The organism is Bacillus sp. THAF10, assembly GCF_009363695.1.
Taxonomy (GTDB): Bacteria; Bacillota; Bacilli; order Bacillales; family Bacillaceae_I; genus Sutcliffiella_A.
Genome location: NZ_CP045403.1, coordinates 894,805 through 918,937 on the forward strand (window position 1 = coordinate 894,805; position 24,133 = coordinate 918,937).

A 24,133-nucleotide genomic window follows, 5' to 3' on the forward strand; every position below is an offset into this window, starting at 1 on the left:
ATAAAACATCCAAAGCCGCAAATAAAATTTCCACCAGCTACCAAACTACCAAAAAACCCCCGACAACCCGTAAAATTAAGCCTCACCACCCACCAATATCACCAATCACACCTCAAACGTCATAAAATCCCCCACTATAAACCCCGTTTCGCAGAAAACTCCCCCTTCACCCGCTCCAACAACTCCACATCCGTCAACAATCGCAGCCCGACCAGCGCTAGCGCCTCCGCACCAACCAGTAACGCATGATCTCCCTGGGGTGAACGGGCCGCAGCTTTAAATGCCTCTGTATGTGCAACAAGCGCGGAGTCCCCAATCTTAATATAAGGGTGAATTGTCGGCACCACCTGGCTCACATTCCCAACATCCGTAGAGCCAATGCCAGCGCGCCCCTCGAACACGACCGTCTCACCAAGTGACTCCACGACCTCCTGGTACACCTCATCCAAGCTTTCATTCAACACAATATTGTCGACCTCATTCTGAAAGGCAATGACATTCACCGCAGAACCGGTCGCCAAAGCAGCACCCTCCGCAATTGCCTTCACTTTCCTCGTCACTTCATTTAACCCTTCCCGAGTAGCGGCGCGAATGTAAAAGCGGGCTTTTGCGTATTCCGGTACAATGTTCGGAGCGTCTCCACCATGGGTGATAATGCCATGAATACGAAAATCATCTGTGACATGCTGGCGCAGAGCATTCACCCCATTAAACAGCCCAATTACTGCATCCAACGCGTTGATACCCTCGTGAGGAGAGGCGGCAGCATGCGCCGGTTTTCCAATGAATTCAAAGTCCAGGGGATCAACAGCTAGAGTCGGACCAGTTAATCTTGTGTCACTCCCTGGATGAACGATTAAAGCGGCATCCAAATGCTGCACCAAGCCGTGCTTCACAAAGCTACCCTTTGCACTGCCATTTGGCCCACCTTCCTCTGCAGGAGTTCCAAAAACGGTTACCTCGCCACCTGTCTCATCTAGCACCTTGCTTAACGCAACGGCAGCGGCCACACTGGTTGTTCCAATAATGTTGTGTCCGCACGCATGACCTATCCCCGGAAGGGCGTCATATTCGGCAAGGAAACCGATGGACGGGCCTGGTATTCCGGATTTTTTTGTGGCAATAAATCCAGTTTCATGACCGGCCACATTTGTTTCAATCAGAAATCCCTCTTCCTTTAAAATAGAGGTGAGGAGGGAGGAGGCATAGTATTCCTCGTTCCCAATCTCTGGATATTCATGAATGTCGTGACTGGTAGATAAATAGAGTGCTTGTTTTGATTGGATATCTTCCTTGATTACTATGGAATGCTCATTTACAGCTACTGTCATGTGAATCACTCCTCCTTATTCTTCTTCGTCAACGCCAATTTCGCTTAGGGGCACAAAGGTTGGGATGGTGCTGCCTTTGTATTCTTTCTCAATAAACTCTTTCACATCGTCCTCTTGATAAAGCTCGGCAATTTTTTTCAGGTCCTCGCGGTTTTTATCTTCAGTACGTGTGGCAATGATGTTGATATATGGAGTGGCAGTTTCATCCTCGTGGAAAATAGAATCTTTAATTGGATTGAAGCCTGCGTCTACGGCAATTCCGTTATTGATGATAGAAGCATCCACATCAGCCAGTACGCGCGGTGTTTGGCCCGCAACGACAGGAACAATCTCGAGGTTCTTTGGATTTTCTACGATTTTGTCTAAGGAGCCATTGCCGTCAAAGTCCTCCGGCAGGGTGATAAGGCCGGCATCCTGTAAGAGTAGGAAGGCTCTTCCCATATTTGTTGCTTCATTAGGCACCGCAATTTTTCCGCCCTCCGGAATGTCCTCCACCTTTTCATGTTTTTCAGAGTATAGACCGAGTGGGGCAATAACAGTGGTCGCAATTGGTGATAAGTCTAAGTCGTGCTCTTTAATAAATGCTTCAAAATAAGAGATGGTCTGAAATGCGTTTGCATCAATTTCCTTCTGTGCAAGGGCAAGGTTTGGCTGCACATAGTCATTAAAAGTGACAATTTCGATATTAATTCCTTCCTTTTCTGCTTTTTCAGCTACAAAGTCCCAAATTCTTGTGTCAGTACCACTTACGCCAATTTTTACTGTTTTCTCATCATCTGAGCAGCCTGCCGCTACCAGTAGTAATAAAAATAATCCTGCAAAACCTAGTAATTTTTTCATGATGTCTTTCTCTCCTTATCGTCTTCTAATTTTTTTTGATAAAATATTTCCGGAACTCTGAACACCCTGTACCAATACCACAAGGATGGCGACGGTGATTAACATCGTTACTTCGTCAAATTGCTGGTAGCCATAGGTAATGGCAAGATCACCAAGGCCACCCCCGCCAACAGCCCCTGCCATGGCGGATGCCCCAATAAGTCCAATGGTGGCGATCGTGATGGCTAAGACGAGGGAGCTTAATGCTTCTGGTAGCAAAAATTTGAAAATGATTTGCCTTGGTGTCGCCCCCATTGCTTCTGCTGCTTCCAAAACACCTGGCTCCACCTCGAGAAGTGAGTTTTCTACGAGTCTTGCAAAATATGGCGCTGCGTAAAAAATTAAAGGTACAGTTGCTGCTGCGGTCCCGATCGAGGTACCAACAAGCAATCTGGTAATCGGAATGATGGCAACAAGTAAAATGATGAACGGTATCGAGCGAAATACGTTTATGACAGGATTTATTAGGTTAAATAGGTAAGTATTTTCTAAAATATGTCCTTTTCTTGAAACCACTAGGAGCACACCAAGCGGCAAGCCCAGTAGGACGGAGAACAGTAAGGAGAAGCTTACCATCGATACTGTTTCAAGTAAGGCATCAATAATCTGATCTGGTCTAACTCGCATGTGCGTTCACCTCTTTCACTAGAACTTTTTCTTGTTGGATGTAAAATAGGGCTCTTTTTATTTCAGATGGCTCTCCTTTTAACTCCACGATCAAATTACCAAATGGAATTCCTTGAAGCTCTGTTATGTTACCGAAGAGCACATTGACGTCGACTTTAAATTTCTTGGCCACCTGAGACAAAAAGGGCTGGCCAGTGGAGGCACCAACAAAGTTAATGCGATAAACTCCTTGATGGTCATCTTTGTTGCTTACGAGCTCTAGAATCGATTTTGGCAGCTTGTCATTTAAGACGGAGCTGACAAAGTTGCGTGCTGTTTCTGTTTGTGGGTTAGAAAATAAATCAAATACTGTTCCATGCTCAATGATTTTTCCTTTTTCAATAACAGCGACTTTATCACAAATGTCGCGGATGACGGACATTTCATGCGTAATCATGAGAACGGTAATTTTGTAGTCCTTGTTTATTTTTTTCAAAAGCTCTAGGATGGAGCTTGTTGTTTGTGGATCAAGAGCGGAGGTTGCTTCGTCACAAAGCAGGACAGAAGGCCTTGTGGCAAGGGCTCTGGCGATACCAACACGTTGTTTTTGTCCGCCTGATAACTGATCAGGGTAATTGTCTTTTTTATCAGCAAGCCCGACAAATTCGAGTAGCTCCTTCACTCTTTCTTTTATTTCTGCCTTATTTGTACCACTAATGATTAAGGGCATTGCAACATTTTCATACACGGTTTTCGAGTTTAGAAGATTGAAATGTTGAAAGACCATGCCGATTTTTCGCTTGGCTTCGCGAATTTTTTTCGGGGAAAGCTGGGTTAAATCTACTCCGCCTATCAAAACCCTTCCTGAAGTCGGACGCTCAAGCAGGTTCACGCAACGAATGAGCGAGCTTTTGCCGGCTCCACTAAAACCGATGACACCGTAAATTTCTCCTTCTTCAATGTTGAGGTCAATACCATCAAGGGCATGAACCTCCTTATCACCACTTTTGTATACCTTTTTAACATCTTTAAATGAGATCATGCTGGGTGCTTCCTCCGTTTCTTGAAAAAATATAAAAAATACCCTTTTCTTGAAAAGACAAGAAAAGGGCATTGGGGGATCGATGCTCTTTCTTATCTTTCAAGCGAATTGCTTGATGGAATTGGCACAGTGCTCATGTAAGCCTGTTGCCGAGGTTTCATAGGGCCATTCCCTCCACCTCTCTGGATAAGAAAACAATTATAAAGTTGTTATACGTCGCTTATGACTTCCTAAGGGCGACCTTGAGCCTCCTCGGCTTTGCCTGCGGGGTCTCAAGATTGTGAAAAGATGCATTCGTCTATTACAAAAACAAAAAACCTCTTCCTACATAGATAAGAAGAGGTTTTTAGTCCGGGTGAACTTTTGCTCTTCTTATCTTTCAAGCGAATCGCTTGATGGAATTGGCACAGTGCTTATGCAAGCCTGTTGCCGAGGTTTCACAGGGCCGTTCCCTCCACCTCTCTGGATAAGAAAAAAGTTTTATTTGATTGATGCTTAGTTTAGTATGGTTTTTTTTGAGTGTCAATAGGTTTTTTTACAATAAATGATTGTGTAAACGCTTACGTCCTTGCTGGGCTTATTATGAAAATATTTTGAAAAATGAAACCTATGGGTGTTCCAATTCGTCATATTTAATGGGGATATATGGCAAAGGAGAGAAGTGAGTTGAAGAAGTCTAGTATTGTAATTAGCATTAGTTTTCTAAGTTTTATTATGGTAGTGGTAGCATTAATTAATACATATAAAATCAATAAAGGCTATGCAGAGTACCATTCTGCAGCGGTACGGAATGATACCTCTCATTTTATAGCTAGCTTTGAAGATAACGATAGAATTTTTAAAGCTATTTTGAACGAGGGGACTCTTTCTCAAGAGCAACTCGCTCAGGTGAGAGAAAACGTCTATGTTCAAGTGCGATATTATGAGGATTACCACGGACTGGCGGTCCACTTAGACCGTTATCAACATGATGCGTATTCGATTGCAAGTGCTGCGTTTTTAACAGAAGCCGTGTTCAACAGACAGCAGGGGCAACTTGAAATAAAAACTAGGATGGATGTGGACGATACCTTTGTTAAAAAGGTGGAAATGTTGGTCTTATTTAATAGTAACTGCATAAAAGAGCTTCATAGACGGACACAGCATTTGGAGCTAAATGAGGAAGGCAGTGCTGAGATTAGCATCACAGATGATTTTTGGATTGATATTTTACGAGGATTAAATCGCTTATCTTATGAAAAGCAAAGTGATCTACAGATGCTACTAAATTAAAGGGAGGTGCTTAGATGAAGTGGATGCTCCTTATTTGTGTGTTTTTGGTAAGTGGTTGTAGCTATAATATGAGTGTTGCGACGCTCAGTGAACAAGGAGAAATTGCAAAGTCTCATTTAGAAGGATTAGGCTATTCGATTGTTTCCTTTGAAGAGGAAGGGGAAATAGAGTTTAAACGGAACTTTGTCAATGTGATGCCCAATGACCAATTGCTAAGTGTGCAATACGGGGAATTAGATGATTATTTGGATGAAGTGATGGCTACTGTTCACTTTTTAGTCAGTGGTCATCCGTTAGATGATCAATATAAAAAAGGGAAAAGTCATGCAACCGTATTTCTGATTGAGAACAAGGTTGTTGGTGGGTGGTCCTTTCCGTATTCGGATGAAGCGTTAGCAGGTGCACCATATTCACTGGATGGAAAAACGAGAGAAGAAGTTCATGGCAGCAATGAAAAGTGGCTGGCGAAAAAAGAGAACGCCCAAAAGCTTCAGCCAGTAAAGGTAGAGAAGCGCACAGACGCTGGGTATGAAACGGTGAAAATAGTGGAAGCGGCCACAGAACTTCAACGATTGGAAGATTTCTTTGCAAATAGGTTCGGGGAAAGTAAAGTGAAAGTGGAGATGGTAAGAGACCCTGACTATCGATTTCACATGAACGGCTCCACCTATGCCTTGTGGGTTACCCCACTCGGCGATGGCATGGAGGTTGTAGTAGAGGGAGAAGCAAAGTATGCAAAGCTCTCAGAAGCTTCCGCAGCAGAGCTTTTTCCAATCATTACAGGGGAAAAATTCATTGCAGAATAAAAAAGCTCAAAGCCGCCAATATGGTGCTTTGAGCTTTTGCTTTTTTATAAACCTGCAGAAAGAAGTACTTTCCCTTCAGGCAATTCGTTTCCTTTTTGCGGCTCTAAGGTGATGGCAATGGTATCCCATTCCTTTACAGTTGTTTCATCGATGTTGTAAAGGACATACCCTTTTCCTTGGCTGTCGACGATAAAGTCACCAGCTGGTATTGGTGAGCCGTCTTTTAAGAGCCAAACCTGGTACACTTCAGTTCCTGAGAGTTCAGGAAGTTCTTCGGTGTGAACCATAACACTCAGTGCTTCCTCCTTCTGGTAGAGTGCGGCAAATCCGTTGGCACTGGTTTCTGATGGTTGCAGGTTTACAATGCTATCTGGAGGTGTGATGTCCGGGGTTGCTGCAATGTCATCTTGGTTTTGCATCAGCAAATAGCCGTTTCCAAGTAAGGAAAGTAAAAGGGATGCAGCTAGTATTGTCGTTAGCCATGCTTTCTTTTGCGTTGGTGCTTTTGTTGCTGGTTCTGTTTTGTTTATCGGTGTAACAGATGTTGTAGTTTCAGTTTGATCTTCTGCTGCAAAGACATTATCCAGTATTCGTTTCTTCATTTCTGGTGGTGGTGATGCCTGTTCAGACACAAGGGCAACATCTCCTAACAGTTCTTGAAGCTCCTGCAATTCTTCCTGACAATCAGGGCAAGTAGCTAAGTGTTGTTCAAATTCTTCTCTCTCTGTTTGGGAAAGGTGACCGTTGAAATAGTCGATTATGTGATCACAATTCTTACTCATATGCTCCCCCTCCTATCTGCAAGCAGCGGTTTTAATTTCTTTAATGCCAGTCGTATTCGGCCCTTAACGGTACCGAGCGGTATGCCAGTGAGGTCCGCAATTTTTTGTTGAGTGTATCCTTTAAAATACATCAAATGCACCATCTTTCGTTGCTCATCTGAAAGGGTGGAAACCGCCTCTCGGATGACCGATTGTTCCTCTTTCCACTCTGTTTCTTTTTCCGTAGAATCAGTAGCTTGAAGATAAGGCTCGACATCCTCCATTGATGCATTTTGTGTACGCTGATGCTTTCTTATAATATCCAAAGCCTTATTCCGGGCAATGGTGAACAACCAAGAACGGAATTTTCCTTTAGATTCGTCATAGATGCCTGTTCCTTGCCAGAGTTTGATAAACACATCCTGCATTGCTTCTTCGGCAATCTCATGATCATTGGTGATTTTTAATAGAAAGGAGTACAGGATTTTTTCGTAACGGTCGTACATTTCTTCTAAAGCGGTTTTGTCCTTTTGCCTTATCCGCTCATAAAGAAGAGTGTCCTTATTCTGCATAGAGGTTCTCCTTTTTAGGTAGATTTCTTATTATTATATCTTTCTTTTATTGTTTAAAAGAAGAAATAAGGCTTTCTTATTAGCTGTTTTCGTAAACTTTGTTGCTACAGGTATAGACAAGACAATCCGTAATCAACGTTGCTGTCGTGCTCTTTTCGTGGAGGAAGATTGAAACATGTGGCAATTTTTCTTCGGATAAAGACTGGAAAAAGTCTTAAAGCCGACTTTTTCTTAGGTATTAGCAACAATCTTTTAGAAAAGAGCCTTCTTATTTACATAACGCTGGAAAATGGATGATGGATCAGTATATAGCTGGAAATCACCTTAACTTGACTAAGAATCCAACCTGACGTACCTTATATATATTGCAATAGGTGCATGGAGGAAATAATGATTATGCGTGTAAAGAAAGTACTAAATAATAACGTCCTGATTGCCGCTCACCCTGAGTACAATGAGGTAATCCTCACTGGAAAAGGAATTGGCTTCGGCAAACGAACAGGAGAAGAAATTACCGAGGAGAATGCAGAGAAGTTTTTCGTTCTCCAGGATCAAAGTGAGCAGCAGCAATACAAGCAGCTTCTTAATTATGTTGACGAATCTTTTATTGGCCTTATGAATGAGTGTGTGGAGAGGATTGAACGCAGGTTTGATGTGAAGCTAAACGAGCACATTCATGTTGGTTTAACCGATCATCTTTATTTTGCGATTAAACGCATTCAACAGGGCCTTGATATAAAAAATCCATTCTTGACGGAAACAGAGCTCGCTTACCCGAAAGAGTATAGGGTGGCCCTAGAAATTGTCGAATGGTTAAATAAAGAACTGCAAATTTCTGTTCCAACAGGAGAGGTTGGATTTATCACGCTGCATATTCATAGTGCCCTGACAAACCGAGATCTCTCAGAGGTGAACAGGCACACGCAGCTGATTAGTCAGATGGTGGATGTGATTGAAGAGTCTTTGAAAATATCCATTGACCGAACGGATGTGAATTACCTGCGTCTAATCCGCCATTTTCATGCCTCCATCGAGCGGGTGCAAAAGGATCAAAACCGTCCAGAAAATCAAGAAGCACTCGCAAAAGTGTTGCAAGCAGAATATCCAGTGTGCTACAATCTTGCTTGGAAATTGATAAAAATTATGCAACAGAACTTACACAAGTCTGTGCCGGATGCGGAGGCAGTTTATCTGACCCTGCATTTGCAAAGGCTTGCAAAATAAATAAACCAACAGCATTTTTTCACGTGTTACTGGTAAAGCAGGCATGAGCGAAAGAAAGCGTAAACGAAATTGATAGAAGAAGTCTATCCTTTTTCGTGTACCTTTTCTTTTGACTCATGCCTATTTTTATTTTAAGGCTGTGTTAAACACGGCTGTTTATTAACACAGTCTTTTGCACAAGTTCTGCATACAAGAGGAGGAAATAGAATGTTTAAAAAATCGTTCGGGTTGCTGCAGCGCATTGGAAGAGCGTTGATGCTACCTGTTGCACTTTTACCAGCAGCTGGGATATTACTTGCTTTTGGTAATGCGATGCAAAACCCAAATATGACAAGCCGACTTGGCTTTTTAGAAGCAGATGGAATCGTGCTGCTCGCGCAAATTATGGAGCAGGCAGGTAGCATTGTATTTGCCAATCTGCCATTATTGTTTGCCATTGGGGTAGCCATTGGTCTTGCTGGAGGAGACGGAGTTGCCGGGCTTGCAGCTATGATTGGGTATTTAATCATGAACGTGACAATGAGTGTCATCAGTGGAGTTACTGCTGACCAGGTAGGCTCAGATCCTGCTCTTGCTAATGTATTAGGGATACCAACGCTTCAAACCGGAGTTTTTGGAGGAATTATTGCCGGCGTACTTGGGGCGTATATGTACAACAAATTTTATAATATTGAATTGCCATCTTACTTAGGTTTTTTTGCTGGAAAGCGTTTTGTTCCAATCATTACGGCGGCATCAGCACTTATATTAGGAATTGTCATGAACTTTGTGTGGCCGTTTGCACAGGAAGGACTTAACAGTTTCTCTTACTTTATGACGGAATCCAATCGGACGCTGGCAGCATTTATTTTTGGAGTGATCGAACGTGGCCTGATTCCGTTTGGACTTCATCATATTTTCTACTCTCCGTTTTGGTTTGAGTTTGGCTCTTACACAAATGAAGCAGGAGAAATGGTTCGAGGAGATCAACGAATTTTTATGGAGCAGGTGAAGGATGGTGCAGAGCTAACTGCGGGGACCTTTATGACTGGTAAATTCCCATTCATGATGTTTGGATTACCTGCAGCTGCGTTAGCAATCTATCATTGTGCTCGTCCAGAAAACAAGAAGTATGTAGCCGGAATCATGGGTTCTGCAGCATTAACTTCCTTCTTAACTGGTATCACAGAGCCACTTGAGTTCAGCTTTTTATTCGTGGCACCGATCCTGTTTGCGATACATGCTGTGTTTGCAGGATTCTCGTTTATGGTCATGCATATTTTAGATGTGAAAATTGGAATGACCTTCTCCGGTGGAGTGATTGATTACATTTTGTTTGGTGTATTACCAAATGCAACTCCTTGGTGGCTAGTGATTCCTGTTGGACTAGTATTCTCTGTAATTTACTATTTCGGCTTTCGTTTTGCGATTAAAAAGTTCAATTTAATGACACCAGGTCGTGAAGAAAAAAACACAGACGATGAAGAAGTTGCTGGAAGTGTGGATGAACTGCCATACGGTGTGTTAGAAGCATTAGGTGGAAGAGAAAACTTAGATAATCTTGATGCTTGTATTACTCGTTTGCGTGTAAGTGTCAAAGATGTCGGTCAGGTAGACAAAGAACGCTTGAAAAAGCTTGGCGCAGCAGGTGTCATGCAAATCGACCGTAATATCCAGGCGATTTTTGGCCCTCGTTCTGAAACGATTAAAGGACAGATTCAGGATATTCTTAGTGGGAAAACGCCAGCCAAAAGTGAAGTGGCCGCAGCGACAGAAGCAGCGCCTGTATCAAGTGGTAAGCTGAATGTTGCTATGCCAATGACTGGGAAACTTTTACCGATTTCAGAAGTACCTGATAAAATCTTTTCGCAAAAAATGATGGGAGATGGCTTTGCAATTGAGCCTTCTGATGGAAAAGTCGTTGCTCCTGTAGCGGGAAAAATCGTCAATCTGTTTCCAACAAAGCATGCGATAGGACTTGAAACAGAGGATGGCCGTGAAGTGCTAGTACACGTAGGCATTGATACGGTAAATTTAAAAGGAAAAGGCTTTGAAGCCCTAGTTGCCCAAGGCGATATCGTTGAACAGGGGCAAACCTTGTTACATGTTGATTTACGGATTGTAGCACAAGAAGCAACATCCATTATTACGCCAATTATTTTTACTAACTTGGCTGCTGGTGAAGCGGTAGAGATTAAAGATGGTAGTGTGCGTGCTGGGGATAAAGGGTACGTTACAATAAAATAGTTCACAAACAATAAAAGACCGTTTAGCTGTCAAATGCTGAACGGTCTTTCTATATATTCCTGCATTTACATTTTACGTTAAAAAGCAACATATTTTTACATGTCCTTTATATTTCATTAACAATCCTCCCTTAACATTAAAATTGTCAGATAAAAACAAAGGGAGTGCGGGAATGCAAATGAATCTCAAAATTTCATTAAGAAAGCTGTTAGTTATTTGGATGTGTTTTATCATTTTAGTTCCCAGTTATCATGCTGAGGGACCAGTTCTGGTTAGTGCAGAAGAAGCTGAGGAAGAAACTGTTCCATCGGTAGAGCTTGTGCCAGATGAGGAAAGTGAAGAAAGTGAGACCACAGTGGAACCAGAAAATGAATCCACAGTGGAATCAAAAAATGAAACCACAGTCCAACCAGAAAATGAATCCACAGTCGAATCAGAAAATGAAACCACTGTAGCTCCAGAAAATGAAACAAATTCTGTGCAGTCCCCAAAAGAAGAAACATCTGAAGAAAAAGAGTTGGAAGATTCCCCATCAGAAGAACTTCCTGAATCTGAGTTGGAGATGAATCCACCTGCTAATGAACAAAACTCAGAAACCGAAAAAGAACAAACGGAAAAGAGTAGTAATACAGAAGAAACTTATAGTGAGCTGCCATTGCTCATAACAGAACTGAGCCCAAACTCTAAAGGTGGGGGCACCGATTTTTATGAGTTTTTTGAAGTCTATAACAATACAAATCAGCCTATGAATCTTGGAAGCTATTCCTTTTTTTATAAATATACTGATAGTGGAAATGAGCTTGCTTTTCAAGTACCTATGGTTGAATTAGAACCGCAAGAAACTATTGTGTTATGGTTTAACGTCGGAAAGTTGGCATTGGAGGATTTTAACCAGAATTTTGGTGCGAATCTGTCTGAGGATGAAGTTGTAGCCTTCACCGATGTTTTCCCAGGTTTTGCGAATGGGGGAAATCGTGCTTTAGTTGTAAAAAATCAGCAAGGACAGGACATCGTATCTGCTAGTTATCTTGGTACGGAAAACGATAATAATGGAAATGGAATAAACTATATCTATCCTGAACCTGAAACAGGAACAGACATGAAAAAACTTGAAGTGCTTGCTGCTCCTACCCCAGGTGCAATCAAAAATGAACAGGTACCAACGTTGCCCCTAGAGGTGGAAGAAGAGCAAGAAGATATAGAAGCACCAGTCATTACACACAAGGAAGTAACATCAGGAACTGCTTTTACTCCTGTAAAAATAGAGGCAAGTGTTACGGATAACATAGCTGTAAATGCTGTCACTCTTTACTACAAAACAATGGAAGAAGAGACATTTCGTTCCGTTGTAATGAATCGAGATGGAAACAATGAAGGAACATATTCAGGAGAAATCCCTGCGGCAGATGTGCAAAGTTCCATTTCCTACTACATAGAAGCTTCAGATGGGAAAAATGTTAGTAAAACAGAAGAATATCTTATTGATATCGCGAAAGAAGAAGTAGATTTTCAATCTCTGCCTCCATTTTTGGTGACAGAAGTGGTACCAGATTCTACGAATGTTGGATCAGCGGATGGCTATGAATTTATTGAAATCTACAATAACACCGACAAGGACATTAATTTTAAGAATTACAAGATACAGTACCGTTATGGAGCTGAAAGTGCTACGGATGTTATTTGGCCCTCCATTCCAGATGATGTAGTCATTCCTTCAAAAAAGACGCTTGTGTTTTGGATTATTAATAATCAAAATCAAGAACAAACGGTAGCGGATTTTAATGCGAATTATGGCGTCAATTTAGTGGAAAATCAGGAAATTGTAAGGATTAATAGTGATGGTATGGCAAATGCGGCCATGAGAGGACTTGTTGTTGCTACCAATGCGAAACAGGAGCTCGCAGTTGCCTATTACAATGATGTCACGAATGTGAAAGATACAGCATCGGATAAAGCTATTCTCTATAAATACCCTACAGACGGATCTACTCAGATGCTGAAAATTAGTGCTGCAGAAAAAGCTGCTTCACCAGGAGCAGTGGAAGGACATCAAGTTCCAAAAGAGGCAGTAAAGTTAGAAGAAGATACCGTTTTGCCAACCTATGAAAACCTTACATCTACAACAGTAGTGGATCAAACAGAGGATATTAAGCTAGTTTTTGATGCATCAGACAATAATGAGGTAAAAACAGTTCGGGTCTTTTATCGTACCAATGACCAGGAAGAATTTTCTCAAGCAATTCTTCCAAAGGATTACAACGATCTACTCTATCACTACACTATTTTTTCACCTGATATTATTGCAAAGGAATATGTAGAATATTATGTGGAAGTATCAGATGGCTGGAATGTCGTGAAAAGTGAAACGTATAAAATTGACGTAACAACAGAGCTAGATTTTTCTAGCTTACGTTTAAACGTCAAGGATGGGGACATTTTAAACGGAAACAAAACAATTAAAGGCACATCTAGTGTGGATGCACCAGAAAAAGTTAAGCTTTTTATTAATCAAAATGAAGTAGGCCAAACGTTTTCAAGCGTCGAGCATACCGCCTATTTTGCTTTTGAGGTCAGTGGAATTAATACGTACTTTCAAAATGGGGTGACCATTGGGGATGAAGTTCTTCAAATTTTTGATGATTGGATTAATGAATGGCAAACGGTTACTGTTCCCATAAATCCTGACCGTCTGCCTTTAGGAGAAAATACTTTCACCATTAGAGCAGGAACTAAAGCTTCCCCGTTTGATTTGGAGTCAACGGATAACCGCGATGACTTTAATTTGCGCAATGTACGACTTGTGCTAGCAGATGGCACCATTGTTAGAGATCAAGAAAAAAACGACCCCACCAAAGTATATGACATGGGAAATGATGGCACCTATCGCATCCATGAAGATTTTACTTTTTCCATAACGGAAGAGCTAGCACCTTCCAAATCTTACAAATGGGATACGACAACTGTCCCTGATGGAGAGCACACTGTAAAAGTTGTTGATACAGACGAAGAGGTGACATCTAGAGTTATTGTGGATAACACAGCGCCTTCCATCTCCACTTCAATCGAAGAAGGAAAGGAATACAAAGGAGCTTTTACGATTTCGTCTACTGCAACAGATGAAATAGCAGGTGTTCAGGAAATTACGACATTCTTAGATAATGAGATTATTGAAACTCCTTATGACACAAGCTCTTCCAAGCTACCTACGGGAGAGCGCCAGTTGAAGATAGTAGCTGTTGATAAGGTGGGGAACAAGAGCGAAGAACTTCTTCACTTTACCGTAGTGGATGAAAATCCACTCCTACCTGAGTTAGTTGCTCCATTGGAAAATGGAGAGCCAGTGAACGGCGATCCAACCTTAAAGGTAAAAGTTACAGATCCCACAGAGGATGATATGGATGTAACCTTCTATGGTGGCTTTCAATATGATGCTAGCATTTCTGAAAACGTAAAAGGATTTAAGCATGCCAATGACATAGAACCACCTGCTGTGCTCGCTCCAGAGGGAGAAATTGCGTTTTCTGATGATGATATTGCGCGGGTGACAAAAGAGGATAAGGAATACCTGATTACAGATTCAAGCACACAATTTCCCTACCACCGTTTCAATGTGCAAGTAGATGCTTCCGTCATGGAAAAAGACCGTGTGGAGCTCGTATGGAAAGGAAATTCCCTTGAAGGCAGAAAGGTAACCATGTATGCATGGAGTCATGACACAAAACAATGGGAAATTGTTGATTACCAGGTTGCTGGAAAAGAAGATTTTGAACTAATTGGAGAGGTAGATGTCGCCTCGTTTGTAGAAAATCAAGAGATCAATGTGCTGATCCAAGATGAAATTCCCGAAAGCCCGGAGGAATACGACTATACCTTTGTATGGATGTCGGATACACAGTATTATTCTGAAAGCTTTCCCCATATTTATGAACAACAAACAGAATGGATTGCTGCGAAGCAAGAAGAAATGAAGATTGAATATGTATTCCATACTGGAGATCTTGTCAATGCCTCCAATCAACAGTATCAATGGGAGTATGCAGACAAATTTATGGGAGTTCTAGATCAAGAAGAGATTCCATACGGCGTGCTTGCTGGAAATCATGATGTGGATCAAAAAACGGCAGATTATACGGAGTATTATAGGTACTTCGGTGCCGACCGCTTTGAAAATAAACCGTATTATGGCGGATCCTACTTAAATAACAAAGGTCATTATGATTTGATTTCCTCACAAGGAAACGATTATATCATGGTCTATCTTGGATGGGGAATAGATGATGAGGGAATCAAGTGGGTGAATGAAGTGCTTGCAGCTCACCCGGATAGAATCGCGATTTTGAGCTTCCATGAATACTTACAGGCAACAGGTGTACGTCATCCAATGGGAGACCGCTTATATCAAGAAATAGTCCTTCCAAATGAAAATGTAGTGGCCGTATTAAGCGGACATTATCATGAAAGTCAGCTGCTAGTGGATGAAGTGGATGATAATGGAGACGGAACTCCTGATAGGCAAGTATATCAAATGCTTGCAGACTATCAAGCAGGTCCAGAAGGTGGGCAGGGCTTTATGAGACTGCTACATTTTGATACAGCAAATAATAGAATACTTGTAAACACCTATTCTCCTTATCTTGATCAGTATAATTATTACGACCCAGCTTCCTTTCCAGGGAAGGATGAATTCATTCTTGAATTGGACTTAGCACCAACAAAAAAACGAGTAGCAACAGATTATTTCTCCGTAAATGTGTACACAGAAAATGAAATTGGCTCTGTTAAAAAGGTACCAAGTGGAGAAACAGCGGAGATGGTATGGCGTGATCTGGAGGAAGATCGAACCTATTGGTGGTATGTTGTAGTGGAAGATGAGCATACAGGTCGCACAGTTTCGGATATTTGGTCATTTGTAAAAGGCAAAGCACCAAACCCAGAAAAACCTGATAACCCACAAATTCCGGATAAACCCGAGAAGCCTGGAAATCCAGAAAAGCCTGAAAACCCACCAATCCAGCCGGAAAATCCAGAAAAACCGGAAAGCGAACTTAACAATCCAGAAACACCAGACGTAGAGGAAACAAATAAATCTGAGGAAGATAACGAGAATAGCATTCCTGCAACAGCACTTGGAAATGATCAAAACGGAGGCCATTCCCTATTACCTCATACTGCAACTAATCTATATAACTACTTGATTGTAGGATTGATCCTCCTTGCAGCAGGAAGTATGTTGATTGCTGTTTTGAGGTTTAGAAGAAGGCTTAGCAGATTGTAAAGTTAAGTCTAAAGTTTTTCTTAGTTGGTAGAACAGGCGAACAATAAAAAGGACAGTACAAAGCAGCAGCGTTTGCTTTGTACTGTCCTTTTCTTTATTCATGAGCCCCGTTTCATCAACAAAGTATGCGCATCTGATACTTTTCGTTCTAGGTAATCGATGGAATAAGAGCCGGATGGATCAGTCACATCTACCACCGCTCGCGATAAGTTATCTATTACTAAATGCAGGAGCTCTAAGTCCACTTCTTCCATGCTATGCCGATTAACTTCATCCATAATTTCCTGTGCCAATCCTTGTATTTTTCGTAGACGATAGCCATCCTTATTCATCAAAAATATCTCTCCCCCTTTAAAAGAAATATACAAGTAAATTATATGAGAAGGATGGGGATTCTTTCTCAAAAAATTAAAAAATCTCCTCTAACTATATTGACATTGATAATCATTATCAACTAAAATGTAGTTGTTCATTGAAAATGATTTTCAATTAGAGGTGTTTAATGATGCGTGTTTTTATCGGTTATGTAAGCATGTCTGGAAATACAGAGGATATAGCAACCCTTCTTTATGACGAGTTAAACAGTTTAGGGTGCGATGTATTGATGGAATGCTTGGATACGGTTGATACAGAAGAGCTACTAACATATACAGGAGTGCTTATTGGTTCTTACACCTGGGGAGATGGAGATCTTCCTTATGAAGCAGAGGATTTTTATGAGGAATTAGGCGACAAGAAACTTAGTGGAGTAATGGCAGGTTGTTTTGGATCTGGAGATTATGACTATCCGAAGTTTTGTGCTGCTGTCGATATATTCGCTAGCAAGCTAAATGAAAATGGAGCACAAGTTTTCGATCAGTTGTTAAAAGTGGAATTAAGTCCTGAATCTACAGAACAGCAAATGGCTTGTAAAGAGTTTGCTAGGTCTTTTTATTTTTGGCTGAAAGAGAGGAATATACAGCATGTTTCATAGAGGCTCGACAGCAGTGCTTTCTACCCCAGAAACGCCATTTCTAGTAGCAGTTAAAAGGGAAGGAATCTACTCCTTTGAAGAGGGAGAATGGCTTCTTCAATATGGATTATCTCAAGGTATTTATAAGCTTGTCTGTTTGGGGGATTTTATCTTTGGGATAGGAGATCATGGAACGATACTGCGCTATGATCCCTATCAGAAAAAATGGACACATACGACCTTTCCTTCCCCGCAAAGACTTTGGGATATCACAGGAAATAAGGATGGACTAATTGTCACACATGGTGGGAACAAGCTATTTGTGTCCTATAATTTTGGCTCCTCTTGGTCTGTTATCAAGCCTTTTCGTTCTTTAAAGACACCTCCTCTAATACGGTCTTTATTTTATGAAAAAGATTACATTTATATTGGAACACAGGTTAACAAAGAATCTGGTGGTCTTTGGAGATACTCCTTGCAAACGGAAAAGCTGGAACGAGTAAAGTCTGAAGAAAACTCTATGATTTCATCTGTTTTTATTAATAGGGAGAGTAATATTTTCATAACAAAAGGAAATGTTCAAACAGGTGTGGGTTCTGTGGAAGGAAGCAAGCTAGGAAGCGAAGTTTGGTTGGAGTATAACAAGCCTATAAAAGAAAAGGCATTCCTTGATTTATTTATGGCGAATAACAGACTTTATGCCACAACAAGCAGAGATGAATTTGGCTACTCACGAATCTATGAAGTACAAAAAAAGACAAAAAGCTTGATCCCCATTGAAACTGTCCAAGGACACGGATTTCGTGGTGCTGGATTCCAAGATCAGCTTTTTATTTGCTCGCCGGTGGAAAGCAAATGGATTCATAATCCATATAAAACACCAACATTGGTTCATTGATTGGAGGACAAATAATGAAAATCGGAATATATTATGCTAGCATGTCTGGAAACACAGAGGCAATTGCCGACAGTATTAAAGAAAAACTCGAAAACTATTCATGTGAGCTTGTTCTAGAGGATGTTCATAGCTTGGATAGTGCTGAGGGGCTATTAAACTATGACGTAACGTTTATTGGAATGTATACCTGGGGGGATGGAGAGTATCCAGATGAGTGTCTTGATATTGTTGATGAATTAGAGGAGATGGATTTGAATGGACACTCTTTCGCGATTTTCGGCTCTGGAGATACTTCTTATCCAGATTTTTGCGGAGCTTTAGATCTTTTGCTGGAGCTTATTGAAAATAGAGGAGGTACCGTGATCAATTCCCCTCTGAAAATAGAATTTAATCCTGAGCCAGAGGATGAGGAAGAAATTAGTAAATTTGTTGCTGACGTCATGATTAAACTGAAACAATCTGCGTAGCTGATGAAACCGTACCGTCTTTCATAGGAAAGGCGGTTTTTTTATGAAGGATTTTACAGCATGGTTGTTGAAAATAATTCCTTAGCATTACTAGCAATGGAGGTTGAGCTCATGTTAATCTTTTTTTCTATCCTGGTTGCTTTTTCAGCTCTCACTTATTTATGGGCAGTTTCAAAAAGAAAGACAAGATGGATTTATACTCTAAAGCCAGGTACGATGGTTTTTATCATCGCTTTGGCACTCTGGGGAGCTCCATTTGAGCCTCCAGCTTTCGGATGGTGGATTCTGATCGGATTATTATTCTCCCTAGTTGGAGATATATTTCTAATGCTTCCAAAGAATCGTTTTTTATTTGGATTGATTGCCTTCCTTATCGCACATGTATGCTATGTGATAGGTTTTATACAGAAAGCTCCACTTACGTTAAACATTGTGGTGATAGTTGTATTGGTGCTATCAGCAGTTCTTTTTATAAAAGTGTTAACACCAGGGGTGCTGAAGCAAGGTGGAGGAAAGTTACTTACTGCAGTGGTTTTTTATGTTGTACTAATCAGTGCTATGGTAGTAACAGCTGTTAGCACAGGAGAAAGCCTTTTAATTATAGCTGCAGTACTCTTTTTCCTATCTGATGCTACGCTTGCTTGGGATAGATTTGTACACCCATTGAAGTATAGAGACAATCTGGTCATGAGCACTTATTTTTTGGCACAATATTTGTTTGCTTTATCATTGACTATTAGCTAATAATTTCTATCTTTTATATATTGTAAAGGCCTGCTCTTCAAAAAGAGTCAGGCCTTATTTCTTTACTTTTTGTTTTTGTTTTAATATAACAATTTCGTCATGATCGAAGGTGTTCATATCATCTTCTAAAATCAATCTTGTGTTGAGGCGATAGGTGATAAAATCGTTAGTCGGCTCGAGATGAACAGGAAGTTGATAGCTGAAAGGAAACTCTGTTTTTCCCTCTGCATCGATATCGTGAGACATAAGAATAGTAGTTACTGCATCGACGGTTTCCACAACTTCTCCTTGAAATACCTTTACCAGATCACACTCCAACCGCCTAATATTTTGTTTTACCCATCCACCCTCAATATAAAAGGCGCCTGTCACGCTTTCGCCACGCTTCAATTTGTGTTTTTTCAAAACTAAGTCTACTCGAGGAGAACCAATTTTTAAGAGACTCATCATTTTTTTTATCATCATAAATCCTCCAACAAAGACAAAATTAATTGTATATATATTATAAATACGAGGAATGGAGGTAAAGGTTTCACCTAAATGAAAAAACCTTCATCTCATTTTCGACGAAGGTTTTTTCCAACAATCTTTTAAAGAGCACGACCGCAACGTTGATTACGTTTGTCTTATCTTTACGCAGTAGCAACAAAGTTTACGAAAACAGCCTTAAGAAAAGAGCTTACCTAAAAGAACCACAGTCCGAAAATGGTAGAGATTATCAAGCCTGTTACAACTGGAATAAAGCTTTTGCGAACTAGTTCCATCACCGGTACTTTTGCAAAGCCAGCGACAGCAACAAGAGATGACCAGGCAATAAGTGTCCCTCCTCCAACCCAAATGGCGCCCATTTGTCCGATTGCACTAAGCGTAGCACTATCCACACCTACACTATCCCCAAGTGCCCCTGAAAGAGCTCCAACTAAAGGTAAGCCTGAAAAACCAGATCCATCTAAACCAGTAATCATGCCAATCAACAATATGCCGAAGCCAGCAACAAAAGCACTCTCAGGTATATAGGACTGTCCTGCTAATATTAGGTCAAATAAAAAGGATGGGGTACTCTCTGATGAGGAACCAAGAATCTTTGCAGCAAGTTCGCCACTCCCGATAAAGAAGAATCCAGCTATTGGAATGACAGTCCCCATTGCTTTAAAAGCAAATACGAACCCTTTTACTATATCGTCACTGACATGTTGGAGAGATTGGCGTGCGTTCCGAAAGAAAGAAGCCGCGATAAGTAAAACAACGGAAGCTCCTCCAATTAATGCTGCTCCTGCTCCACCCTCCATTTGTGGGAGAACATCAGAAAATTTTGCAAGAATCATATAAAGAATAATGGCGAGAAAGGTTACAGGAACGACAATGGCAAAAATAGAGCTGTATTTACTTTTTTGGACCGTTTCAAGCGTACTTTCCTCCGCTGTCGCTGCGTTATCTCGTTGATTCCAAGCAACAAGATGTTCGCTTGAAGGGCGAGAGATAAGCTTTCGAATAGACATATATGCCAGGGTAATGGCAACTAATCCAGTAATGAGAGATAGAATAAAGCCGCGATCTGCAACTGCAGAAATATCAACCGCTGCTGCTGTGGCAGTTAGTGATGGGGCAATTTGAATTATATAATCTGAGGATAATGCCATACCTTGCCCTGCAAGTGAGATGGCAATGGCGGCTCCAATTGGTGGAAGACCAGCTCTAATAGCTACTGGAATTAGAAGTGCTCCTACTAGAGGAACGGCAGGTGTTGGCCAGAAAAATAAGGATATGGCATAGGTAACAAAAACAATAACCCAAAAGGAAATATGACCGTTTTTCATAATTCGTTGAAAAGGTGTGATCATTTGTTCATCTGTTCCAAGAGCTTTTAGTGAATGAAGCAAGGCTGTCATGATAGCGATGATGAGGAAGATATTAAATAACTCACCTGCAGCAACTAAGCTCGCCGTAAAGATTGTCTGAAGCCCAAAAATAAAGGAACCACTAAAAATCCACCCTACTAAAAACGTTACAATTACTGCAGGTACAACGACATTCTGTCTAAAAAGCATGGTAAGGATTATAACAAGCGTACCGACCAAATACATCCAATGTGCAGCTGTTAATTCCATTTTTACAAAACCCCTTTTTAAGGCAAAGAGCCTATAATGCTTACACACAATATGGTGTATTACAGCCTATGTGAAAAGATAGGCATTGGTGTAACATCAAGAAAAGAATAGGGTTATCGTATCGGAGTGGCGAATAATATGTAGGGAGGTGATAAATATGAACAAGCAGGAATACATCCAATATGATGGACTGGGGCTTGCGGAATTGATTAAAACAAAGCAGGTTACTTCCTCAGAGTTGTTAGATGCTGCCATAAGTGAAATTGAAACGCAAAATCCCAACCTAAATGCAGTTATTTATACGAGATATGAAAAAGCAAGACTAGCTTCCTCGCTCGATAGTGAAGGTGTATTTGCAGGGGTACCGATGCTATTAAAGGATATATCTCAAGAAATGAAAGGAGAAGTGAAATCCTTAGGCTCTAAAGCGTTGCAGAATTATCGGGCAAGCTGTGATTCGGAATATGTGAAAAGGCTTCGAAAGAGCGGAGTTTTATTCTTAGGTCAAACGAATGTGCCTGAATTTGGACTAATGGCTATTACAGAACCCATCCATTATGGTCCAACGAGGAATCCATGGAACCGTGACTACACTCCAGGAGGTTCAAGCGGTGGATCTTGCGCTGCGGTAGCTTCGGGGATGGTTCCTATTGCTGGTGCCAATGATGGCGGAGGCTCCATTCGTATTCCTGCAGCCTATTGCGGTTTATTTGGACTTAAGCCAACAAGAGGTAGAACTCCCGTTGGGCCAAAGCTCGGACGGTTCTGGCAAGGGGCAGCAGTGGAACATATTGTTAGTCGTTCTGTTAGGGATAGTGCTGCCATGCTCGATGTTTTACAAGGTGCTGAAAAAGGAGCAGCATATACCTGTGTTTCTTTTGACGGAAGCTACTTAGAAAAAATGAGCGAACCGATAAACAAAAAGTTGCGTATTGCTTTTTCCACCAAATCGCCAATTGGTACAGACGTGGATGAGGAATGTAGGGAAGCAGTGTATAAGACGATAAGAATGCTAGAGTCGATGGGTCATCATGTGGAAGAAGTCGACGCACCTGTAGATGGTAGGAAAATTGCCAGCAGTTACTTATCACTTTATTTTGGTGAAGTGAGTGCCATGCTTGCCATGATAGAGAAGGAACAAGGGAAAAAAGTAACCAGCCAAGAGGTCGAACCAGCTACCTGGTTGCTTGGAATGCTCGGGAAATCAATGACCGCACAGGAATTTGTACTCAGTTTAAGGGAATGGGATATTGCTGCCTATCTGATGGAAGAATTCCATGAAACCTATGATTTATATGTCACGCCAACTACTGCTTGTCCACCTGCAAAAATTGGGGAGCATAAATTAAAAAGGTTAGAAGCTATTGCCTTGCAGGTGACAGGAAAATTAGGATCCGCTACTCTTTTGAAAAAAATAGGGATTGTGGAGCAGCTCGTTGATGAAAGCTTGAAAAGAGTACCTTTCACACAACTTGCCAACCTTACCGGCCAACCTGCGATGTCGGTTCCTGTACATGTAACATCAAATGGGCTCCCTGTAGGTACACAATTCATGGCTGCCCGAGGAAAAGAAGATATACTGCTACAGCTTGCAAAACAACTAGAGGAATCTGATGTTTGGGAAGGTACAAAAGCACTTCATCAGGGAATAAAAGCTTAGTAGATAGGCAGGAAATCAGATAATAAACTGGTTACCTGCCTATTTTTACCCACTTATTCGTTCATTGTATTCCTTTTTTCTAACACCATCTCACAAACAGATTCATACATTTTTTCCACACCAACATCAGTAGCTTCAAATTGAAATGCCTGTTCTTGTTTGATACCCAAATTTTCTGCTTCTTTTGCGACATCAATATTAGCCCCCATAAAGAGAAATTGCCAGTTGTATTTTTCCGCTTGATGATGAATGAGAGAGTTTATTTTTTCATAAGTAAATTCCTGGCTTGAATTTTCCATTCCGTCAGTTGTAATGACAAAGATGATATTTCTAGGCCGTTCTCCTTCTGGGGTGTTAGACAAGCGGATGCCAACATCAAGAATTGTTTTTCCTATGGCATCTAACAATGCGGTGCAGCCTCTAACGAAATATTCATTTCTGGTTAAGCTAACACGCTTAGCATCCACTCCATCCCATAAAACCTCTACGTTATCATCAAAAAGAACAGTTGTTAGTTTTACCTCGCCTTCTTCCTGACACTGTCTTTCTATAAAGGAGTTAAAACCCCCGATGGTGTCCTTTTCGAGCCCAGACATCGAGCCGCTCCTATCTAGTAAAAATACAATCTCCGTTAAATTTTTGTTCATATTTATCATCCTCCTTCATGCTATAATAATAACTAACTATTTCCAGTAGATGGTCGCCTAGAAAGCGACATTTGGAGGAGAAGAAATGATGGATAATCAATTGTGGCAGGAGCTACAGGAATACGTTCAACTTCATCAGAGCCTTATTTTAAGCGAAATGATAATGAGCGATCCTGTGCTAAAACAATCTGAAATGATAGGGCTAGAGGAATATATCAACGAAAAGAGAAGGCCCTCCCTAAAGCAAATACTTTTCCAATATATTGATGAGAAGGGATTTACAGATGCAGAGGTGTATAAGAGAGCTGGCATCGACCGCAAGCATTTTTCTAAAATTCGTTCCATCAAGGATTACAAACCAAAGAAAACCACGGTCATTGCCCTGTCATTTGCACTGGAGTTAACCGTAGATGAGGCGGAGGAATTATTGGATTCTGGCGGATTTTCCTTATCTGAGAGTGAAACATATGATCTGGTGGTTCGCTTTTTTCTAGAAAGAGAGATTTATAGCCTTAATAAGGTGAATGAATATTTGGATCGGTTTCATTTAAAGCCTTTGGGAGTTGTCCAATAAGAAGGGAGCGCAGCTTGTTTTACTACGGGCTGTGTTTTTATTTTTAAATAAAAACTATGATAAAATAGGGTAAATGAGAAAGGGGCGGG

The 24,133-nt window shown here is 41.0% G+C and carries 21 protein-coding genes and 2 riboswitches; of the genes, 11 read left to right on the forward strand and 10 right to left on the reverse strand.

Annotated features, from left to right (window positions below; translation table 11 throughout):
• Positions 1 to 134 precede the first annotated feature (134 nt).
• From FIU87_RS04805 to FIU87_RS04820, 4 genes are read right to left on the reverse strand one after another with little or no spacing between them, the layout of a single operon-like run.
• Positions 135 to 1,331 (reverse strand): M20 family metallopeptidase, encoded by a 1,197-nt coding sequence (locus FIU87_RS04805; protein WP_152443544.1) that lies wholly within the window; start codon positions 1,329 to 1,331, stop codon positions 135 to 137.
• 15 nt (positions 1,332 to 1,346) lie between these two features.
• Entirely contained in the window at positions 1,347 to 2,171 is an 825-nt protein-coding gene (locus FIU87_RS04810; protein ID WP_152443545.1) for a MetQ/NlpA family ABC transporter substrate-binding protein, read from the reverse strand.
• Positions 2,172 to 2,186: 15 nt separating this feature from the next.
• Positions 2,187 to 2,837, reverse strand: a complete 651-nt coding sequence (locus tag FIU87_RS04815; protein WP_152443546.1) for a methionine ABC transporter permease — start codon at positions 2,835 to 2,837, stop codon at positions 2,187 to 2,189.
• On the reverse strand, positions 2,827 to 3,858 hold the full coding sequence (locus tag FIU87_RS04820) for a methionine ABC transporter ATP-binding protein (protein ID WP_152443547.1): 1,032 nt from the start codon (positions 3,856 to 3,858) through the stop codon (positions 2,827 to 2,829). Before FIU87_RS04820 ends, FIU87_RS04815 begins: the two co-directional genes overlap by 11 nt.
• 89 nt (positions 3,859 to 3,947) lie before the next feature.
• A riboswitch (SAM riboswitch) is annotated at positions 3,948 to 4,051 on the reverse strand.
• Positions 4,052 to 4,227: 176 nt separating this feature from the next.
• Positions 4,228 to 4,331: riboswitch (SAM riboswitch) on the reverse strand.
• 193 nt (positions 4,332 to 4,524) lie between these two features.
• Here FIU87_RS04820 and FIU87_RS04825 point away from each other — a divergent pair.
• Complete coding sequence (locus tag FIU87_RS04825) at positions 4,525 to 5,130, forward strand: hypothetical protein (RefSeq protein WP_152443548.1); 606 nt, start codon at positions 4,525 to 4,527, stop codon at positions 5,128 to 5,130.
• A 14-nt stretch (positions 5,131 to 5,144) separates the two neighbouring features.
• The gene (locus FIU87_RS04830; protein ID WP_152443549.1) at positions 5,145 to 5,936 is read left to right on the forward strand and encodes a hypothetical protein; all 792 of its coding nucleotides are present in this window, start codon (positions 5,145 to 5,147) and stop codon (positions 5,934 to 5,936) included.
• Between the two features lie 44 nt (positions 5,937 to 5,980).
• On the opposite strand, the gene FIU87_RS04835 is transcribed toward FIU87_RS04830, so the two are convergent.
• Together FIU87_RS04835 and FIU87_RS04840 are read right to left on the reverse strand one after the other, a co-directional pair.
• Positions 5,981 to 6,718 (reverse strand): anti-sigma factor, encoded by a 738-nt coding sequence (locus tag FIU87_RS04835; RefSeq protein WP_152443550.1) that lies wholly within the window; start codon positions 6,716 to 6,718, stop codon positions 5,981 to 5,983.
• Positions 6,715 to 7,269 carry an RNA polymerase sigma factor gene (locus tag FIU87_RS04840; protein ID WP_152443551.1) on the reverse strand — a complete coding sequence of 185 codons (555 nt, stop codon included), beginning with the start codon at positions 7,267 to 7,269 and terminating at the stop codon, positions 6,715 to 6,717. The genes FIU87_RS04835 and FIU87_RS04840 overlap by 4 nt, the downstream gene beginning before the upstream one ends.
• A 378-nt stretch (positions 7,270 to 7,647) precedes the next feature.
• On the opposite strand from FIU87_RS04840, the gene FIU87_RS04845 reads away from it, so the two are divergent.
• From FIU87_RS04845 to FIU87_RS04855, 3 genes are all read left to right on the forward strand, one after another.
• Positions 7,648 to 8,493: a glucose PTS transporter transcription antiterminator GlcT gene (locus FIU87_RS04845; protein ID WP_152443552.1), complete on the forward strand. Its 846-nt coding sequence runs from the start codon at positions 7,648 to 7,650 to the stop codon at positions 8,491 to 8,493.
• A gap of 207 nt (positions 8,494 to 8,700) precedes the next feature.
• A complete protein-coding gene (gene ptsG, locus FIU87_RS04850) occupies positions 8,701 to 10,719 on the forward strand; it encodes a glucose-specific PTS transporter subunit IIBC (protein WP_152443553.1) in 2,019 nt (672 codons plus the stop codon).
• 172 nt (positions 10,720 to 10,891) lie between these two features.
• Positions 10,892 to 15,994 (forward strand): lamin tail domain-containing protein, encoded by a 5,103-nt coding sequence (locus FIU87_RS04855; protein WP_152443554.1) that lies wholly within the window; start codon positions 10,892 to 10,894, stop codon positions 15,992 to 15,994.
• 98 nt (positions 15,995 to 16,092) lie between these two features.
• On the opposite strand, the gene FIU87_RS04860 is transcribed toward FIU87_RS04855, so the two are convergent.
• Entirely contained in the window at positions 16,093 to 16,326 is a 234-nt protein-coding gene (locus FIU87_RS04860; protein WP_152446414.1) for a group-specific protein, read from the reverse strand.
• A gap of 173 nt (positions 16,327 to 16,499) precedes the next feature.
• On the opposite strand from FIU87_RS04860, the gene FIU87_RS04865 reads away from it, so the two are divergent.
• The 4 genes from FIU87_RS04865 to FIU87_RS04880 all read left to right on the forward strand — a co-directional run bounded on the left by FIU87_RS04865 (position 16,500) and on the right by FIU87_RS04880 (position 19,055).
• Positions 16,500 to 16,967: a flavodoxin gene (locus FIU87_RS04865; protein ID WP_152446415.1), complete on the forward strand. Its 468-nt coding sequence runs from the start codon at positions 16,500 to 16,502 to the stop codon at positions 16,965 to 16,967.
• Positions 16,957 to 17,844 (forward strand): hypothetical protein, encoded by an 888-nt coding sequence (locus FIU87_RS21210; RefSeq protein WP_216647550.1) that lies wholly within the window; start codon positions 16,957 to 16,959, stop codon positions 17,842 to 17,844. Before FIU87_RS04865 ends, FIU87_RS21210 begins: the two co-directional genes overlap by 11 nt.
• Before the next feature lie 14 nt (positions 17,845 to 17,858).
• Positions 17,859 to 18,311, forward strand: a complete 453-nt coding sequence (locus FIU87_RS04875) for a flavodoxin (RefSeq protein ID WP_152443555.1) — start codon at positions 17,859 to 17,861, stop codon at positions 18,309 to 18,311.
• 111 nt (positions 18,312 to 18,422) lie between these two features.
• The gene (locus FIU87_RS04880) at positions 18,423 to 19,055 is read left to right on the forward strand and encodes a lysoplasmalogenase (protein WP_172970958.1); all 633 of its coding nucleotides are present in this window, start codon (positions 18,423 to 18,425) and stop codon (positions 19,053 to 19,055) included.
• A 54-nt stretch (positions 19,056 to 19,109) separates the two neighbouring features.
• On the opposite strand, the gene FIU87_RS04885 is transcribed toward FIU87_RS04880, so the two are convergent.
• Complete coding sequence (locus tag FIU87_RS04885; protein ID WP_253905515.1) at positions 19,110 to 19,520, reverse strand: sporulation protein; 411 nt, start codon at positions 19,518 to 19,520, stop codon at positions 19,110 to 19,112.
• A gap of 218 nt (positions 19,521 to 19,738) precedes the next feature.
• Positions 19,739 to 21,163 (reverse strand): hypothetical protein, encoded by a 1,425-nt coding sequence (locus tag FIU87_RS04890; protein ID WP_152443557.1) that lies wholly within the window; start codon positions 21,161 to 21,163, stop codon positions 19,739 to 19,741.
• Between the two features lie 157 nt (positions 21,164 to 21,320).
• On the opposite strand from FIU87_RS04890, the gene FIU87_RS04895 reads away from it, so the two are divergent.
• Positions 21,321 to 22,823: an amidase gene (locus tag FIU87_RS04895; protein WP_152443558.1), complete on the forward strand. Its 1,503-nt coding sequence runs from the start codon at positions 21,321 to 21,323 to the stop codon at positions 22,821 to 22,823.
• A gap of 53 nt (positions 22,824 to 22,876) precedes the next feature.
• Here FIU87_RS04895 and FIU87_RS04900 read toward each other — a convergent pair whose 3' ends face one another.
• Positions 22,877 to 23,470: a vWA domain-containing protein gene (locus tag FIU87_RS04900; protein ID WP_152443559.1), complete on the reverse strand. Its 594-nt coding sequence runs from the start codon at positions 23,468 to 23,470 to the stop codon at positions 22,877 to 22,879.
• Between the two features lie 85 nt (positions 23,471 to 23,555).
• On the opposite strand from FIU87_RS04900, the gene FIU87_RS04905 reads away from it, so the two are divergent.
• On the forward strand, positions 23,556 to 24,044 hold the full coding sequence (locus FIU87_RS04905; protein ID WP_152443560.1) for a hypothetical protein: 489 nt from the start codon (positions 23,556 to 23,558) through the stop codon (positions 24,042 to 24,044).
• Positions 24,045 to 24,133 lie beyond the last annotated feature (89 nt).